12 protein-coding genes are annotated in these 18,122 nt (G+C 43.6%); 7 read left to right on the forward strand and 5 right to left on the reverse strand.

Annotated elements, in window-relative coordinates; genetic code table 11:
- The first annotated feature begins 138 nt into the window (after positions 1-138).
- The gene (locus tag NYP69_RS05925; protein ID WP_004268639.1) at positions 139-228 is read left to right on the forward strand and encodes a 30S ribosomal protein bS22; all 90 of its coding nucleotides are present in this window, start codon (positions 139-141) and stop codon (positions 226-228) included.
- Between the two features lie 200 nt (positions 229-428).
- Here the strand turns inward: NYP69_RS05925 and rpiA are convergent, their stop codons facing one another.
- The 4 genes from rpiA to NYP69_RS05945 form a co-directional block, all read right to left on the reverse strand.
- Positions 429-1,127, reverse strand: coding sequence for a ribose-5-phosphate isomerase RpiA (gene rpiA, locus NYP69_RS05930; protein WP_004131725.1), 699 nt, complete (start codon positions 1,125-1,127; stop codon positions 429-431).
- 139 nt (positions 1,128-1,266) lie between these two features.
- On the reverse strand, positions 1,267-2,301 hold the full coding sequence (locus tag NYP69_RS05935; RefSeq protein ID WP_473410738.1) for a ribonuclease H family protein: 1,035 nt from the start codon (positions 2,299-2,301) through the stop codon (positions 1,267-1,269).
- An 85-nt stretch (positions 2,302-2,386) separates the two neighbouring features.
- Positions 2,387-4,060, reverse strand: coding sequence for a phosphoglucomutase (alpha-D-glucose-1,6-bisphosphate-dependent) (gene pgm / locus NYP69_RS05940; protein ID WP_101896494.1), 1,674 nt, complete (start codon positions 4,058-4,060; stop codon positions 2,387-2,389).
- A 30-nt stretch (positions 4,061-4,090) separates the two neighbouring features.
- Positions 4,091-5,224 carry a diacylglycerol/lipid kinase family protein gene (locus tag NYP69_RS05945; protein WP_004133407.1) on the reverse strand — a complete coding sequence of 378 codons (1,134 nt, stop codon included), beginning with the start codon at positions 5,222-5,224 and terminating at the stop codon, positions 4,091-4,093.
- A gap of 301 nt (positions 5,225-5,525) precedes the next feature.
- Here NYP69_RS05945 and NYP69_RS05950 point away from each other — a divergent pair, with 301 nt between their 5' ends.
- The 5 genes from NYP69_RS05950 (at position 5,526) to NYP69_RS05970 (ending at position 14,265) form a co-directional block, all read left to right on the forward strand.
- Positions 5,526-7,046, forward strand: a complete 1,521-nt coding sequence (locus tag NYP69_RS05950; RefSeq protein WP_004131729.1) for a L,D-transpeptidase — start codon at positions 5,526-5,528, stop codon at positions 7,044-7,046.
- Positions 7,030-8,340 carry an App1 family protein gene (locus NYP69_RS05955; protein ID WP_004131730.1) on the forward strand — a complete coding sequence of 437 codons (1,311 nt, stop codon included), beginning with the start codon at positions 7,030-7,032 and terminating at the stop codon, positions 8,338-8,340. The genes NYP69_RS05950 and NYP69_RS05955 overlap by 17 nt, the downstream gene beginning before the upstream one ends.
- 95 nt (positions 8,341-8,435) lie before the next feature.
- Complete coding sequence (locus NYP69_RS05960) at positions 8,436-10,994, forward strand: S9 family peptidase (RefSeq protein ID WP_116689367.1); 2,559 nt, start codon at positions 8,436-8,438, stop codon at positions 10,992-10,994.
- A 30-nt stretch (positions 10,995-11,024) separates the two neighbouring features.
- Positions 11,025-11,744: a Crp/Fnr family transcriptional regulator gene (locus tag NYP69_RS05965; RefSeq protein WP_004131732.1), complete on the forward strand. Its 720-nt coding sequence runs from the start codon at positions 11,025-11,027 to the stop codon at positions 11,742-11,744.
- A gap of 97 nt (positions 11,745-11,841) precedes the next feature.
- The gene (locus NYP69_RS05970) at positions 11,842-14,265 is read left to right on the forward strand and encodes a transglycosylase domain-containing protein (protein WP_016636461.1); all 2,424 of its coding nucleotides are present in this window, start codon (positions 11,842-11,844) and stop codon (positions 14,263-14,265) included.
- 43 nt (positions 14,266-14,308) lie between these two features.
- Here the strand turns inward: NYP69_RS05970 and NYP69_RS05975 are convergent, their stop codons facing one another.
- Entirely contained in the window at positions 14,309-15,463 is a 1,155-nt protein-coding gene (locus NYP69_RS05975) for a quinone-dependent dihydroorotate dehydrogenase (RefSeq protein ID WP_473413024.1), read from the reverse strand.
- A gap of 511 nt (positions 15,464-15,974) precedes the next feature.
- On the opposite strand from NYP69_RS05975, the gene NYP69_RS05980 reads away from it, so the two are divergent.
- Positions 15,975-18,056: an ABC-F family ATP-binding cassette domain-containing protein gene (locus NYP69_RS05980; RefSeq protein ID WP_473413025.1), complete on the forward strand. Its 2,082-nt coding sequence runs from the start codon at positions 15,975-15,977 to the stop codon at positions 18,054-18,056.
- Positions 18,057-18,122: the final 66 nt, after the last annotated feature.

Raw genomic sequence — 18,122 nt, forward strand, 5'->3', positions numbered from 1 at the left:
TTTGTATGTGTTTAACGTATGGTTTTGCGCATGTTTTGCATGTGTTTTTGTAAAACTTTGCTTTAGGATTTTCCAAAGTCGTCAAAACGGTGTAACATTAGGCAAGTTGCACACTTTACATATGAATGGAGGCTTCAGATGGGTTCTGTCATCAAGAAGCGCCGCAAGCGGATGAGCAAGAAGAAGCACCGCAAACTGCTGCGTAAGACTCGTCATCAGCGTAAGTAATGCTGTTTGGCGCGCCTGCCCGTTTGGGCACGTAACACTTTTGAAAGCGTTGGATTTTCCAGCGCTTTTTTTATTTCGATTGACTTATTGCGATTGAAGATTGTAAAAAATTTCCCGAAAACGTATGCAAATTAACTAATTTTACATACATTCTCGGGAAATGATTGGTTAAATATTAGATTATGACTGGATTATGCAGCTTACTTATTTGGATTTGTAAGCGTGCGAGGACCGTTTGGATCTCCAACAATCACAGTATCAACCATGTTCAAGAACAGGCCGTGTTCAACAACGCCAACAGTTTCAATCAAGTCTTTAGCAAGCTCTTGTGGGTGGTCAATGCGCTCCAAATGCAAGTCAACAACAAAGTTGTTCTCGTCTGTGCGCACTTCTTTGCCGTTTGCATCCAAGCGCAAAACTGGCTTGTATCCGCGCTTCTCGAACTTGCGAATCACTTGAGCAGAACCAAATGGAATCACTTCAACAGGCAGTGGGAACTTGCCGATTGTGTCTACAACCTTGCTTGCGTCTACAATCCACACAATGCGATCGGAGTTGATTGCAACAATCTTTTCCCAAAGAAGAGCCGCGCCGCCGCCCTTAATGCCGTTAAAGTTCTTATCAACTTCGTCTGATCCGTCAATCGTAACGTCAATATGGTCAACATCGTTAATGTCAAGAATCTTAATGCCGTAGCCTTCTGCCTGCTCTTGCGTGCGGCGAGAAGTTGTAACTCCAGTAAAGCTTAAGCCTTCTTCCTTAACTCTGCGACCAAGCTCGTCTACCAAGAATCGCACTGTAGAGCCAGTTCCAAGTCCAACCATCATGCCATTTTGTACGATTTTTGCGGCCTCAATGCCAGCTGCTTTCTTTAGCGCGTCTTGTTGTGCTTTATCCATGTGTGCCTACTTTCTTGCTTTTGCAGGTTGTTACCGCGCTGTTTTGCGCGATTATGTGCGATTTTTAGTGATTGCTAATCGCATCTGTTTCATACATATTACATATTACATATTAGTCTGCTTTAAGAATTTTGTTCTGTTATTTCTTAGCATTTGTTTGCATATAAAATTCAGTTGGTTCTAAGTTAAAAGTGCCATCTGGCATAACGTATCCGCTTAACTGTATTGTGCCTGTTATAAATCGTGGATTTCCGTTAAAACTTGGGCTTGTGTTTGGAGCAGGCGTAAATTGCAATGTTCCGCATACGCGCAATCCTGGAACTGCTTTATATTTTTGCTCTGATTTATTTTGGGATTCGCTATTTTTGGATTCGTTATTTTCATGCGAATCTTCATCGGCTTTCGATTCATCATTTGCTGGCGATTCATCATTTGTATTAATGATTTGCGTAGATGAGTCGCAAGCAGCGTTGTTATTTGCGTATTTAGCGGTATCGCTAAATGTTTCACGCTCTGTTTCACGCGTATTATCGCCATTAAAATCAGGATTAATATCTTCTCCAACGCATCTGCCAATGTGGTATTCGCTACTAGAAATTTTTCCATCCAATAGCATTTTTGCGTCTTGCGGAACGTCAACGCCATCTGAATATGAGGAAGAAATCAACGATTTCCACCCTTCTAGTGGCAAATATCCATCCTTCAATTTGCTGCGGCAATCTTCGGCATAAGTTCTAGCAAGCTCGTCAACTTTCTCGTTTCCAGCGTTTCCAGCATGACCCTTAACCCAAACGAACTTAACGGAGCCTTTGCGCTTGCAAATCTCCGAATCGATTGCGCGAATAAGTTCTGCATTTTTTACAGGCTCTTTTTTGGAGTTTTTCCAACCGTTCTTTTTCCAACCATGAATCCAAGTTGTTGCACAATTAATCGCATATTGCGAGTCGCTTTCGATTGTTAAAGGCTCGCTTCCAGGATGTGCTCGCAAAGCTTCTAGAACTGCGCATAATTCGCCTATTTGATTCGTGCCGTTAGTAGCTCCGCCTGCATCCGCGTTACCAGTGTGATTGTGCTCGTGAGCGTTGCCCGCTTCGTCTATGTGGTCTGCCCAAGCCCAGCCCATTGATCCGTTTGGATTTCCTAGAGCAGATCCGTCTGTAGAAACAACAATCATTGCAAAACCTTTCAAAAATGCGCTGGCAGCATCAGCAACCAGCGCATATAGAAGCTGTTAACTTTAACTAATCGCAATTAAAGCGTTACGCTAAAGCCTTGTCAACTACAGCAGTAGCTTCCTCAAGCACCTTATCTAGCGCTTCTGGAGAAACGAAGGACTCAGCGTAAACCTTGTAAATGTTCTCGGTACCAGATGGGCGAGCAGCGAACCAATTGTTCTTAGTTGTAACCTTCAAGCCGCCAATCTTAGCGCCGTTTCCAGGAGCCTCAGTGAGCTTTGCAGTAATATCTTCGCCAGCAAGCTTAGTCGCTTCAACGTCGTTTCCGCTTAGAGCTGCAAACTTTTGCTTTTGCTCAAGAGTGGTTGGAGTATCTACGCGCTTGTACCAGCTTTCGCCAAAGCGAGCAACCTGGTCTTGATGAAGCTGAGCAGGATTCTTGCCAGTCTTTGCAGTGATTTCTGCAGCGAGCAAATCAGGAATCAAGCCATCCTTATCGGTTGTCCACACGCGGCCATCCTTGCGCAAGAAGCTCATGCCAGAGCTTTCCTCGCCGCCGAAAGCAACTTCGCCACTAAAGAGTGGGTCAACAAACCACTTAAAGCCAACAGGAACTTCCACAAGCTTAGCGTTAATAGAAGCAGCTACGCGGTCAATCAAAGAAGAAGACACAAGCGTCTTGCCGATAGCAGTATTCTTTGGCCAATCTGGGCGAGCGCCGCCGAACAAGTACTCCACGCACACTGCAATGTAGTGGTTCGGGTTCATAACTCCCCAGTTAGGGCACACAATTCCGTGGCGGTCAGCATCTGGATCGGTGCCGCCAACTAAATCGTACTTATCCCAAGCGCCAGCGTTAAGCTGATCAACTAAGCCCTTCATTGCATAAGGGGAGCTTGGATCCATACGAATCTTGCCATCGTGGTCAATTGTCATGAATCGCCAAGTTGGGTCAACATCTGGGCGCACAACGCCAATGTTTAAGCCGTACTTTTCGTTCATAAGTGGCCAGTAGTTTACGCTTGCGCCGCCGAGTGGGTCAATTCCCAAGCGCACACCGCTAGAGCGAATTACATCGAAGTCAATAACGTTTGCTAAATCGCTAACGTAGTGTTCGCGGTAATCGAAGCCTTCAACCAAATCAGACTTGATTGCTTCCTCGAAAGGCACGCGCTTAACGGACTTGTAATTGTCGAGCAATTCGTTTGCGCGGTTTGCAATCGCATTAGTTACGTCTGCTGGGGCAGGGCCGCCAGTTACAGGGTCGTACTTAAAACCGCCGTCGGTTGGAGGATTGTGTGAAGGAGTTACTACGATGCCATCTGCCAAACCTTCGCCGCTAAAACGCTGAGTGCCATCAGCTGCGCGATTATGCGTCAAAATAGCTTGCGACACAACAGGCGTTGGAACAAAGTCGCCGCGCGAGTCCACACGAACGTGAACGCCGTTAGCAACCAAAACCTCAATAGCGGTTTTTTGAGCAGGCTCGGAAAGAGCGTGCGTATCTCTACCAATATAAAGTGGGCCAGTTACGCCAGCCTTCTTGCGATATTCGGCAATGGCTTGTGTGATTGCAACAATGTGAGCTTCGTTAAACGAAGTTTTTAACGCAGAACCACGGTGACCAGACGTGCCGAAAATAACGCGCTGTTCTGGAATATTGGAATTTGGAACTTCATCGTAGTAAGCGCCAATCAAAGCGTCAACGTCTACTAGATCTTCTGGGGTGGCGGGCATTCCCGCATTTTTTGCTACCATAATTTTTTATTTTGCCACGGCGACGGTATTTTAATGTAAGTCGGCGGTATTTTGGGTTAAAGAAGATTGCAAACTCTCTGGCACACGCACGCATAATGCTCTTTTATCTACGCTAAAACGCAAGTGTTTTGTGTAGCCTAAAATATCTCCATCAACCTGCACAGGAGCAGGCCGTTCTAGCTTAACTTCGGCTTCAATACCCTGCGATTGGTCAATCTTGGAGTTTGTAGAAAGTGGGCTTTGTTGCGCTTTTCCTGTAACGGTTTGGTGCACAACATCTCCAAACAAGTTAGCCCATCCGATTAATCCGCCAGAAGTGTCAATAATCTCAAAGTCGAGTATGCCATCGTCGTAAGCAGCATTTGGCATAAGTGAAAACATTGGAATCTGGCCGCAATTTCCAGCCATAAGCGTGCGGAAAGATATTGCACTAGATGTGTAATCCGTTCCATCTTTGCGCGTAAAAGTAACGTCTCCGCGGTATTTTGGCGCAAACAAGTGCTTAACGCCTGCAACAAAGTACGCAAGCCAGCTTATGTTCTTTTTAAGTGCAGGATTAGTGTCGTCTATCATAAGCGCGTCGAATCCAATTCCCGCAATAATCAAGAACGCATGACCGTGGTCTTCGTACGGCTTATCGAGTATAAAAACGCGACCAACGTCAACAAACCTAGATCCATGGCTAGTGGCCACTTTTAGCGCGGCTTGAACATTGTCTACAGGAATCCCCATGTTTCGCGCAAACAAATTTCCCGTTCCAATTGGAATTATTCCCATTGCGTGGTCTGTTCCGCTAACTGCGCTCGCAACTGTTCTAACAGTACCATCTCCGCCAACAGCAACAACAACATTTGCGCCATTTTTCAAAGCTTCTAGCGCGCATTCGCGCCCGTCTTTATTAAGCTGCGTATCTATTATTTCGTACGTAAAATCGTTAGAAGCACAGTAATCTTTAATGCTTTTTCGGTATTCTTCGGCTTGCGGTTTAGAAGGATTTATTATAAAAGCGTAGTGAACGCTGTCTCCATGCCTTTCTGCCAGTTTTTCTGCTAAATGATGCTTCTTCAGGGTACGCGTAACTATCATGATGACGAATGGCGCAAAAACTAGCGCAAAAACAATCACCATTAACGCAATTGTTGCTTGAATTGGCATATCTGGCATATTTATTATTCTTGCACACATCTTTAAGATATGGACATTATTTTGACAATATTTATAAAATTTGATTATTTCTTTACATTTTCATCACTTATTGCGTTATTTTACGCATTGCGGCATTTGATTAGAGCTTGATTGCGGCATTTGATTAGCGCATTGATTATGAGCTTGATTATGCGCTTAATTACATTTTGACGTTGGCATGTTTGCTTAGTTAGTGCCATTTATATGATTTTTATATGCTAAGCAAGTGATAAGCTTGCACCATGCGTTTTGCGCGTAGAACTAGCAGGGGTTTAAAGTTATGTCTGAATCGCAAGAAAATAATATGAGCGTTTTTGAATCCGACGATACTGAACAATTTGAAGTATCGAAAAAACGTGTTAAAGGCAATAAGTCTGCGCTTGTATTGCTTTACTCGTTTATTATTTTCTTAATACTTGTAGTTGCGGCTTTTGTAGGGTCGCAAGCATACTTCCATAACCGTGTTGCTCCTGGAGTGCATTTTGCTGGCAGCAGTGAAGTTTCGGGCGCGCAGATTGAAAAAGTCACAGATGCTGTAAATAGGGCGATTGAAAACACAAAGATTGAGATTAAAGACGATTCTGGAAAAAGCTCTGTTGAAACACTTAAAGACTTATCGGTAAGTGTAGATAAAAGCGCAACTGTGCAAAACGTTATGCGCGCAAAGCACAATAACGTGTTTACAATGCTTATGCCTTGGTTGCAAGAAAACGTTGGGCTTAAAGCCAAGTTAGACAACGAAAGCATGGACGCGTACATTGTTAAAAAGTTTGTTAGCGAAAAAGATAGGGCAATGCCGTATACAGCTAAGTTCGATTCTTCTTCTAACTCTTATGTTGTAGAAGATGGTGTTCCAGGCCGTACGATTATAACTTTGCCAGTTCGTGAGGCAATTAAGCGCGTTCTAGAAAATCCTGGTAAAACAGTAAAAGTTACGGTTGGCTCTCGTAAGGTAGAAGCTCCAATTAAGCGTGATGTAGCGCAGAAAACTGTTGATCAACTCAATAATTTGCTATCTAAAAAAATTACGTTAGATAATGGCGATTCAAAAGATTTTACGCTTTCAAAGGCTGTTTTAGCATCTTGGATTAAGATTGATGCAGATTGTGCAAAAAAGAAGATTTCGTACAAGGTTGATTCGTCTGCTGCCAACGCATGGCTTTCTAAAGAGCTTGCTAAGAATCTTAATCAACAAAAAGTAGACCAAGAAGATACATACAACAAGCAAGGAAAGTTTATATTAACAACGCTTAAGGGTGAAAACGGCATAGAAGTTAAGTATTCTAAAGACTTTGCAAATAAAGTTGTTCAAGCTGTAGAAAAGTCGGCAGATGCAAAGCTTAGTGTTCCAACAAACGTTGTTAAGTTTGGAATCGAAAAAAAGACTGTTGACATGCGCGTTGTTGTTAACAAGTCAAACCAAACAATAAGCGTTTACAAAGACGATCAGCTTCTTAAAACATTCCCAGTTTGCAGTGGCTCAAACGGTTATTACGAAACGCCAAACGGAACGTACTTTATTTACTTGCGCTACCGAGTGCAAGATATGCGCGGATTTAACCGAAACGGCTCTAGGTATTTCTTGCCTGGAATTACTTGGGTTAGCTACTTTAACGGCGGAATCTCATTCCATACAGCTCTTTGGAACAATGTTGGTATATCTCAAGGATATCCTGCAAAGTACGGTTCTCATGGGTGCATAAACATGTATGAGCAAGATGCAAAGTGGGTGTTTGAAAACTGCCCTCGCGGAACAGTTGTGGAAGTTGTTGGAGAACAACCAGATGGACCAGTACGCTAATAAAGCAGCAAATTTGAAGGGCGATTTGCCTGCTGCATCTAGAAGAGTTAGTAGCACTCCGATTCAGGTTCGTGTTACAGAAACGCTGTTTGATGCTCCTTCTAGCGAAGAGCGCTTAGATAAAAAACCTCCGATTGTTCAATTTGCTAGAAAGTTTGCAACGTCTAGCTTTGGACTTTGGGTGCGCATAAGTGGCAAAATCGCTCGGCATTTTGGATGGTTTCCTAGCGTTGAGCCATACATTGGTTACGGTACAGATCGCTACGCGCGCTTGATTTGCCGAACTGTTCTAGCGCCTAAAGCTGGTCATCATTCCGCTTTAAAGCGCGGTATTTACGCGATGCTTGTTGTTCCTGCAATTCGTGTTAAGGTTGCTCTAAGTATTGATAACGTTGCTGTTGAATGGGCGCAAGTTGGCGATTCTTCCGTGTACGATAAGCCAGATTCTGCGTATAACAGTAGCGCAGAATATTGCGTTTCGGATTGTTCGGGTTACTTGGATTTGGTTACCGAAAGGTCGCTTTTGCCAGGCGAACACAAGGTTTCGTACACGGTTGATAATCGCAATGCTGTTGAAGCAAGCATGTTTGTTATATCGGAGCAAACGCCTTTAGGTATTATTTCCGACGTTGACGATACTATTATGGTCACTCAAGCGCCTTCTCCTCTTAGAGCTGCTTACAATTTGCTTATTATGAATCCTGAACATAGGCATGCTGTTGATGGAATGAGTCACTTTTTTAGGCGTATTAAGGATTCAATTCCTAGCACCCCTTTCTTCTACCTTTCCAATTCTCCTTGGAATGTGGAAGCTTCAATTCGACACTTTATTTTGCGCGAAGGTTTTCCTGCAGGACCTCTTCTTCTTAGGGATTTAGACCCGCGTCCTAAGACTTTTGTTCCAACTGGACCACAGCACAAGCTCGAGTTTGCTCAACAGCTTATGGATGATTTTCCAGACATGCGATTTGTTCTTATTGGAGATGACGGTCAAAAAGACCCTTCGACTTATGCAAAAATCATTGAAAAATTCCCCAATCGCGTTCTTGCTGTTGGCATACGTCAGCTTAAAAAAGACGCAACTTTGGTTGATTTCAGGCGAAACATGTCTAAGAATTTTGGTGTGACTCTTGCATCTTCTAGAGTTGCTAAAACTTGCAATGATATTTTTGTTGAAGCTAAGGGTGCAGCTGGTACTTTTGAAGGTGTTCCATTCTTTGCTGCTCAAAATGGCAATTTGCTAGAAGATATTATGATTCCGTTTATTATGGATTCTGTTAATTACAAAGAATGATTTTAATCAAAGACTGATTTTAAGTGTTCTAAGTGTTGTAAGTGTTGTAAGTATTTTAAGTGTTGTAAAGATCATAAAGATTGTAAAGGTTATAAATGGAAGATAGTTCGCTAAAAGTTAGTGATTTTAATACTGTTAAAAAGCCACTTCTTGCAAAACGAGTTGACTACGTTCGTAAGTTTCATAACGATGTATTCGTAGACGAATATGCATGGATGAGTAACACTAAATCCAAGGAGTTGCGCGAGTATATTGATGCTCAAAATGAGTACACTAGCAAACGCGTTTCTAGTTTAGAGACTTTACGTAAACATTTGTTTAGTGAGTTAAAGAGCCGTATTCAAGAAACAGATATGTCGGTTCCAACGCGCATGGACGGCTATTGGTATTACGTTAGAACAGAAGAAGGCAAACAATATGGCGTTCAATGCCGTATGAAAATTAAAAGCGAAGATGATTGGAATCCACCTGTTATAGATGAGCACGCTCATGCTGGTCAAACGCCATGCGAAGAGGTTATTTTTGACGCAAATATAGAAGCTAACCGTTTTAATGGCGGATTCTTTCAGCTTGGTGGAATGGATATTAGCTTAGATGGTAAGCGAATGCTGTTTGGAGTTGACTCTAAGGGCGATGAAAGATTTGACTTTTATATTCGCGATTTTTGCGCGGAGAAAAGTGGCGATTTTGATTGCAAAAATGGCGAAAATATCGAAGAAAATGGTAGCGAAAGTGCCGATTACATCACTCGCTATAACAGTAGTTTTGTAACACTTTCGGATTGCATAAAAGGCATATCTTCTGCGCTTTTAACGCCAGATGGAAAATGGGTTTTCTACGTAACTTTAGATAGTGCTTGGAGGCCATACCAAGTGTTTAGGCATAAGGTTGGAACAAGTGTAGAAAATGACGTTAAAGTTTTTGAAGATTTAGACGAACGCTTTTTTGTTAGCGTGTACGAAAGCTTCGACGAGCGAAGTGTTATTATAAACAGCAGTTCTAAAACCACTTCACGCGTGTTAATGCTGCCTCTAAGCACTCCAGAAGGCGATTTTAGAATGGTTCTTAAGCCTATAGAAAACGTAGAATACGACGTTTCGTTTGCGTGCTTTGAAAATGCTGGGCAAGATGGCAAAGATATTCCACTAATGTTTGTAAGCCACAATCTTAAAAATCCTAATTTTCAAATTGATGTTATAGATTTGCGGAAGCACTCTGCGGATTCAATGCCATTTAACATTGGCGAAGGCATCTGCGTTGCGCAAGGGTCTCCATACGGATGCCAAAATGGCGATTTAATAGAAAAAGGCGCGAGTAAAAAGGCCATTAGTGCGCCGTATTACAACAGCAAAAATCCTAAGATTTTGCAAGGATTGCGCGGCTTGAGCGTAGATGGTTTAAGCGTTTATAAAAATTACGTTGCTCTTTCTTTCCGCGCGAATGGCTTGCCTCAGCTTGCTGTTATGACTAAAAGCAATGCTGTTGAAGATTTTAAGGCAGGCTGCCCATGGAGATTCCGCCTTGTAAAAGAAGACGGGTTTGTAGAAGATTCTTGCGAGTCTGCGGCTTCTTGCGATTCGTTAGTTTCTTGCGATTCTTGCGCAAAAGTCGCAAGCTTCCGTTCCACTAGCGCTCGCAAAGAATTGTCTAAAATAAGTCTTGAACAAGCAAAAAATAGTCGAATCAGCCTTATTGGAGCAACGGGAAATCCGTGTTATGAAGCGCCAAAAATACGTTATTCTTGCTCAAGTTACGCAACTCTTGGAGCGTTAAAAGAACTAGACCCAGCAACAGGTAAAAGTGTTTTACTTAAGCGCGGGAAAATTTTAGGCGATTTTAACGAAAACGACTACGCAGAAAAACGAGTGTGGGTTAAAGTTCGAGACGGCGAGAGCGTGCCAGTTTCGCTAGTTTGGAAAAAAGACGCTGTTGCAAAAACGAACGCAATGTTTATAACCGCTTACGGAGCGTACGAGATTAGCAGCGATCCGTATTTTTCTGTTGCGCGTTTAAGCATGCTAGACAGAGGCGTGCTTTTTGCGCAAGTTCATGTGCGAGGCGGCGGAGAAATGGGTCGCGCGTGGTATGAGAATGGCAGACGGCGCAATAAAAAACACACTTTTGAAGATTTTGTAGATGTTACGCGCGCTTTGCAACAAGCAGGTTATGCTGATGCGAATCAGACTGTTGCAAATGGTGGTTCCGCAGGCGGCCTTCTTATGGGAGCTGTGGCAAATATGGCTCCGCAATGCTACGCAGGAATCGAAGCGGACGTTCCTTTTGTAGACGCGCTTACATCTATGTTAGACGAATCGCTGCCGCTTACTGTTACCGAGTGGGACGAGTGGGGAGATCCGTTGCACAATGCGCAAGATTACGCGTATCTAAAGTCGTATACGCCTTACGAGAATGTGCCTGAGCATATTGAGCAAGGAGATTTTCCAAAGATTCTTATAACGTCTTCGATTAACGACACTCGCGTTCTTGTTACGGAGCCGCTTAAGTGGCTTGCGCGATTGCAAGCGGCTGGAGCGGATGCGATTGCGCGCATTGAAACAGAAGGTGGCCACGGCGGAGGCTCTGGCAGATATAAAAAGTGGGAAGAAGTTTGCTACGAAAACGCGTGGTGTTTAGATGCCATGGGTATTTCGTAGAATATCCTTAAAACACATTGGAGGCTGATTGTGGTAAGAATTAAGCCAGATAAGCCCTATGCGGAAGACCTTCCGTTAACGCATACAGCGTTATTTAAGCAAGTGCCACTAGATCAAGCGAGGGAGCTGCTAGAACACTTGCATGAGTCGGTTTTTTCTAAGGGGCAGGCGATTTTTAACGAAGGAGATACGGATCGCCGCATGTATCTTTTGGAGCGCGGACGCGTTAAGCTTGTTCGTCATTCTAGAGATAATCGTGTGCAATTGCTTAGCATTCACACGCATGGAGAAATTCTTGGGGAGATTCCTGTTTTTGACCCGTATGGTGGGCCGCGCACGGCATCTGCGATTGCTATTACAGATAAAACTCGCGTGCTGTGGCTAGAAAATGAAGTACTTTTTAACTGGTTAGGTCATCATCCGCGAGTTGCTGTAGATATGCTTCAAGTTTTAGCTGCTCGCTTAAGAGCAAACAACGAGCATATTTCTGATCTTGTTTTTATGGACGTTCCAGCAAGATTAGCAAAAACGCTTTTGAACCTTGCTTCTAGATTTGGAGAGCCTGTTAGAGAAGGCGTGCTTGTTCCTCACGATTTAACTCAAGAAGAGCTTGCGCAATTGGTTGGATCTTCTAGAGAAACAGTTAATAAAGCGTTGATGGATTTTGCGCAAAGAGGTTGGATTAAAAGGCACGGAAGGTCGATTATTATTTACGAGCCTGGAATGTTGATTCGCCGAGCAGAAAGATAAATCGTGCAAATCATGCAAATCGTGCAAATCGCGTAAATCTTGTAAATCGCGATTTTTGCGTGCCGCAACGTAGAGGCAAGCCTCTAGAATAGTACGCATGCCTAAAAAGAAATCCCTAACAACTCGTAGAGTACTCGCACTGTTTCTTACGTACATCACTTTGTGTGTTGCAGGTGGTGTAGCTTCTAGTATTCTATTTGTTCCAGGGGTAATGAGCATAAACAGCGTTGTTAAGTCTGTTGTGCCTTCTCTTAGGGTAGATGGTATTGATTTTGACGTTACTGCTTTGCCTCAAAAATCGCGATTATACGCTTCCGATGGCAAAACTGTTATTGCCACTTTTTATGCTCAAAACCGCACTGTTGTGCCGCTTAGGCGAATATCGCAATATATGCAACAAGCAATGGTTGCTCGAGAAGATCGACGATTCTTTGAACATTCTGGCGTAGATGTTCAAGGCGTTATGCGTGCGTTTGTGCAAACGTTTATTAAAAAGTCAGATATGCAAGGTGGTTCTTCCTTAACGCAGCAGTACGTTAAAAACGTTCTTATGATTAAAGCTAGGGAAGATAACGATCCTATATCGGAATATCACGCTGCAGAAAGTACTGTTGCCAGAAAATTGCGAGAAATGCTAATCGCAATTCAAATGGAGAAAAAATACTCAAAGCTAGAGATTTTGCAAGGTTACTTAAACGTTGCACAATTCGGTAGTAATAACCTTTATGGTGTAGAAACTGCTGCAAAACGCTACTTTAACACTACGGCAGCAAAGCTTAATCTTGTTCAGTCTGCAACGATTGCATCAATTACAAAAAATCCTTCTAGGTATGATCCTTCTATAGAAGAAAATTGGCCAGAATCTCAAAAGCAGAGGAATATTGTTCTTGATTTAATGCTTAGGCAGAATTTTATAACCCAAAAAGAACATGATGATGCTGTAAAAATTCCAATTAAAGATACACTTAATATTCAGCACGAAGTTGCAAACGTTGGATGCCAAGCTGCTGGAGACGCTGCATTCTTTTGCGATTATGTTACTAAAAAAATATTGAATTCACGCGAGTTTGGTAAAACCACTGTTGCGCGTCAAAAGCTTCTTAACGAAGGCGGATTAGACATTTACACAACAATGGATATTCTTGCAAACTCTTCTGCAATGGATACAGCTAGGGCTACTGTTCCAATCCACGATCCAAGCGGTTTTGAAGTTTCGATTGCTGCTATTAAGCCTGGAACTGGAGAAGTGCTTGGATTTGGAAGCAACCGTATTTACGATGCTACAGATGCAGCAAAATCAGACCCTACGCACACTGCGATTAACTACGCTGTAGACGAGCGAGACGGCGGCGGCTTAGGTTGGCAGATTGGTTCTACGTGGAAGCCAATTAACATTGTTGCTTGGTTGCTTGCTGGAAAGTCGATTAATCAGCCTCTAAGAACAAGCATGCTTTATAACAACACTGATTTTTCTTGCGCAAGGTATCGTGGAATTGGTCGCTGGTCTGTTCAAAACTCTGGTGGCGGTAGTGTTAGCCCAGAAACACCTTTAATGGGTCTTGTTCATTCTCATAACACTATTCAGGCAGCAATGGGAACCCAGCTTAAGCTTTGTGCTGTTGCGGAGGCAGCTAAAACGTTGGGGTATCACAATTCGCCACTGGGTCAAGAAGATGTGTTCTCTAAGAACTCGTTCAATCCTCCTATGTTGATTGGTGCTGTGCAAGCTTCGCCGCTTACAATGGCAAATGTTTATGCAACAATCGCAGCTAATGGCGTTCAGTGCGATCCTATAGCCATTAAGCGTGTAGTAGACAAGAATGGTAAGCGTTTGCGTGTTCCTAGCGCTAATTGCCATCAAGCAATACCAAAGAAGGTTGCTCAAACAGCAGCATACGCCATTAATCAAGGCGTTGTTCAGCCAACTGGTGTTGCGCATATGGCTCAGCTAGAAGGTGGACGAAAAACGTTTACTAAAACTGGTACTAACGAAGACTTTTACATGGCAACAGCTGGATTTGTGCCAAATAAGGTGTCTGCGTTTATTGCGGTTGGAAATGCGGAAGTTCAAAAGAGCTTTAACAACATGCGTATTAATGGCGTCTACCACAGCACATGGTATGGTACCTACATTGCTATGCCTGCTTGGAAAAAGTTTATGGATACGTACCTAAAGGCATCTAACACGCCTATGGATAATGATTACGGAAAACCAGATCCAAAGTATATGGCTGGCGGAAAAATGCCGTTGACTAGCGAGCAGATGCGCAGGCAATATGAGTTGCAACAGCAGCGCGATAGGGAAGAAGAAGCGCGCAGGCAGGCAGCTCAAGAGCAAAGCCAGGATTCACAAAGCGACCAGAGTTCGCAAGGCTCTCAGGATTCGCAAGGTGATCAAAACTCGCAACAAGATGCTGCTACAAACGGACGCTACGCAACGGGCGACGGAAGGCAAGACCAATATTCTGGTAACGCCAGCAGTGGAGATACCTCCAGCTCGTATTCTGGCGGAACTCGCTAGTGTGTGGTCGCTAGTGTGTGTTGTTACTAGTGTGACTCGTCGCCTAGAGCGCGTCTACTCCAACAGCATCTTTAACACTATTAAAGCCGTCTTTTCTAAGCATTTTTGCAAGACCGCGCTTTAGCGTTGTAATTTGTTGAGGGCCTCTGTACATAAGAGAAGAAACGAACATAACTAAGTCAGCGCCGTTTCTAATCTTTTGATACGCTTGTTCAGCGGTAAATACGCCGCCGATTCCAGCAATTGCAAAGCGAGACCCGAACTCGCTTCTAGTGCGCTTAATAAGATCGTTGCTTGCATTGTAAGTTGGAGCCCCTGAGATTCCACCTTGCCAATCTGCTGGAATGTCTAGCCCATCTCGATTCTTGCGCAAGTTTGCAATGCTAATGCCATCAACCTTATGCTCGCTTAAAACGTCTAGCAAAGACTTAAATTGAGGCCATCCGCCCTTTAAGTTCAAAGGCATTTTTACAAGAGTTGGCTGAGGTCTGCTAACTTTGTCTAAAACACTAAAAAGCTTATCTAAAGCATCTGGATTGCTAAAAGGCTCGCCAGCCATAGTGTTTGGGCAAGAAATATTAACCTCAATCATCGAGCTTTTGCCGCTTGCGCGCTCCATAGATATGCGATAATCTTCAATGCCTTCGTCTAAATCGCCAACAAGATTATCGTTAGTTCGCGCAATGCTTACAGAAATTTGCATGCTTTTAGCATTCGTCCACGCTTTTTCTACTCTAGGAATCACAAATTCGCTGCCGTCGTTTGCAAGACCTGCATGAACAAGAAGTGAATCATATTGCGGAAGCCTATGATACCAAGGCTTAGCGTTTCCTGCACATGGACGAGCGGTTGTGGAGCCAACTGTTTCAAATCCAAAACCAGCGCTGTCTAGAACTGTACACAAATCGCAGTTTTTATCGAGTCCTGCGCTTAAGCCAAATGGATTCGCAAAATCCACTCCCATAACTTGCGTTTGTAAAATTGGATCCGTGTAGTCAAGCATTTGTCGCAAAAGCCACATTAATCCAGGAATGCGTTCGCTTGTTTTGCAAAATGTAATCATGCGGTCGTGTGCTTCGTCTGGCGGAATGTTAAACACTAAGTGTGGCTTAATAATGTGCTTGTAGCTAAAAGTAAATAAGTCTGTTGCAGCAAGATTCACAGCATTGTGTAAAGAATTTTCAGATACGTAACTCATGATTCAATACTATACGACATCCAATATTATGCGACTTTCCGGGTTTTGTAGTTCTAATCGGTGTGTTGAACAACGAACTCGGGAGAAAACGACGATTTTTGTTGTTGATTTTGGTGTGTTGAGCTACAAAATGCGGAAGTCTATGTAGTGTGTTTGTATCAAAAAACACCGAAATTCGGTACAATCGCACTACAGTACTACACCAAACTGTGTAGAGATTCGAGATTTTTCGCAGCGAATGAAGCGAACCTCAGCATGAAATGGTGATTCGCTGAAGTAGCAAGAAAAATCGAGAATCTCGGCGATGAAATATACGCAAAAGTCCTAGGAATCCAGAAGGTTTGATGTATTTCTCTACGAGCAATAAAAGAGGAGCGTAGCGACGGGATTTGCGAGGAGAGAAATACTCAAACCTCGCGCAATACCAAATAGGGAATATCGCGCGCTTAGACAGCGCGAACGACGACCTGCCTTTGCGTACGGTATAGCATAACAGCTATATTTGTGAGTTATGCCTACTTATGATTTGGGACTAGAACACGTTTCCCTTGAATTTGCAACAAAAACGATTTTCAAAGACGTAACTCAAGGCGTTTTTGAAGGCGATCGCATAGGAATCGTAGGCAAAAATGGAGATGGAAAATCCACTCTTTTAAAGCTTCTTCAAGGCGCGATTGACCCAGATTCGGGAAGAGTTACGCGTAGAAATGGCCTAACTTTTGGCATTTTAAGCCAGCGAGACCCGCTAGACGATAATGCTACGGTTCGCCAGGCTGCGCTAGAAAATCGCCAGGATTACGAGTGGGCTGCAGATTCAAAGCAGCGAGAAATTGTGGAGGCTCTTTTGGGCGGAATCAACCTTGAAGCTAAGGTTGGTACGCTTTCTGGTGGACAGCGTAGGCGCGCGGATTTGGCAAGACTTCTGCTGCATGATTGGGATATTTTGGCTTTGGACGAGCCTACGAATCATCTTGATGTGCTTACAATTCATTGGCTTGCGGAGCATCTTTTGCACAGATGGCAAGATGGTCAGGGTGCGCTTTTGCTTGTTACGCACGACAGGTGGTTTTTAGACGAAGTTTGCTCTTCTATGTGGGAAGTTCACGATGGCGCAATTGACCCGTTTGAAGGCGGCTACAGCGCTTACATGATGCAGCGCGTTGAGCGCGAACGCCAGGCGGATGTTCGCGAGGAGCGCAGGCGGAATTTGGCGCGTAAAGAGCTTGCGTGGCTTTCTAGAGGTGCTCGCGCTCGTTCTACAAAGCAAAAATTCCACGTTAAGCAAGCTCGCGAGCTTATAGCAGACGTTCCGCCAATGCGAGATACGCTTGAGTTAAAGCGAATGGCCACTTCTCGACTTGGCAAGCAAGTTGTTGATTTGATTGACGTTACGCAAATTTTTGAGGATTCATCAAGTCCTGTTGCATCCGATGCGGATATTGTAAAATCGCCATTTTCCCAGCCTACGCATGATGGTAGCGTTACGATTTCTGTAGACGAATCGCAAGTAGCCGCAGATTTGCAAGCAGCCGCGCAGTCGCAAGAGTCGCAATTATCGCAAGAAGAATCGTCATTAAAAGAAACGTGTGCAGCATTACAAAAAACGATTAGCGGCCGCATGATTTTAGACAATCAAACGTGGCTAATAGGACCTGGAGACCGATTCGGCATAGTCGGAGCTAATGGAGCTGGAAAATCAACACTTTTAAGCATAATCGACGGCTCTTTGCATCCAACTAAAGGTCATGTAAATATTGGCAAAACTGTAAAATTTGCCGTTCTTTCTCAGCGCTTAGAAGAGCTGGAAAAGCTTGGAAAATATAAGGTTAAAGAGGTTTTGAGCCGATACAAGCCAAGCTACATAATCGACGGCAAAGAAGTGACTCCTGGTCAGCTTATGGAGAGGCTTGGTTTTAAGCCAGAGCAGCTTATGACGCCGATTGCAGACCTTTCGGGTGGCCAAAAACGCCGCATGCAATTGCTTTTGATTCTTCTAAACGAGCCAAATGTTTTGATAATGGACGAGCCTGGAAACGATCTAGACACCGACATGCTTGCAGTTATGGAAGATTTACTAGACACATGGCCAGGCACTTTGATTGTTGTCTCGCACGACAGATACTTGCTTGAGCGTGTGACTGATCAGCAATTTGCGTTGATTGACGGGAAAATTCGCCATCTTCCAGGCGGAGTTGATGAGTATTTAAAGATTATGGAAGACTATGAGCGCGCAAATATGCAAGAGTCTAAGGCAGATTTTGCGGCGGAATCTGGGGGTAAGTCGGAGTCAAAGTCGGAGTCTGCAGAAGGTGTTGGATTAGATTCAAATCAAAAGTCAAATCAAAAGTCAAATCAAAAAGCTGAAGCAAAATTAAGCGGAAAAGCGTATTACGATGCTACAAGAAGAGTTGCGGCAATAGAGCGCAAACTAGAAAAGCTTGAAGAAGAAAAAAGCGAGATTGAGCAAAAAATGGCAAGCCACGATCCTAGCGATTTTGTTGGCTTGCAAGAGCTTAACGAGAAGTTACAAGCGAATCAAAGCGAGTCTAGCGCGTTAGAAGAAGAGTGGCTTACGCTTAGCGAGCAAATTTGATGCAAAAGTCTACGGTTTTGTATAGCGATTTTGCTCAAGATTAATGCTGCGTGCTAGCAAGATTAA

Source organism: Gardnerella sp. c17Ua_118, assembly GCF_055804255.1.

Bases quoted from the DNA above. Each gene is read 5' to 3' on its own strand.
- NYP69_RS05955 (WP_004131730.1), top strand. From the start codon at position 7,030: ATGGACCAGTACGCTAATAAAGCAGCAAATTTGAAGGGCGATTTGCCT.
- NYP69_RS05925 (WP_004268639.1), top strand. From the start codon at position 139: ATGGGTTCTGTCATCAAGAAGCGCCGCAAGCGGATGAGCAAGAAGAAG.
- NYP69_RS05950 (WP_004131729.1), top strand. From the start codon at position 5,526: ATGTCTGAATCGCAAGAAAATAATATGAGCGTTTTTGAATCCGACGAT.
- NYP69_RS05975 (WP_473413024.1), bottom strand. From the start codon at position 15,463: ATGAGTTACGTATCTGAAAATTCTTTACACAATGCTGTGAATCTTGCT.
- rpiA (WP_004131725.1), bottom strand. From the start codon at position 1,127: ATGGATAAAGCACAACAAGACGCGCTAAAGAAAGCAGCTGGCATTGAG.
- NYP69_RS05980 (WP_473413025.1), top strand. From the start codon at position 15,975: ATGCCTACTTATGATTTGGGACTAGAACACGTTTCCCTTGAATTTGCA.
- NYP69_RS05945 (WP_004133407.1), bottom strand. From the start codon at position 5,224: ATGCCAGATATGCCAATTCAAGCAACAATTGCGTTAATGGTGATTGTT.
- pgm (WP_101896494.1), bottom strand. From the start codon at position 4,060: ATGGTAGCAAAAAATGCGGGAATGCCCGCCACCCCAGAAGATCTAGTA.
- NYP69_RS05970 (WP_016636461.1), top strand. From the start codon at position 11,842: ATGCCTAAAAAGAAATCCCTAACAACTCGTAGAGTACTCGCACTGTTT.
- NYP69_RS05960 (WP_116689367.1), top strand. From the start codon at position 8,436: ATGGAAGATAGTTCGCTAAAAGTTAGTGATTTTAATACTGTTAAAAAG.
- NYP69_RS05935 (WP_473410738.1), bottom strand. From the start codon at position 2,301: ATGATTGTTGTTTCTACAGACGGATCTGCTCTAGGAAATCCAAACGGA.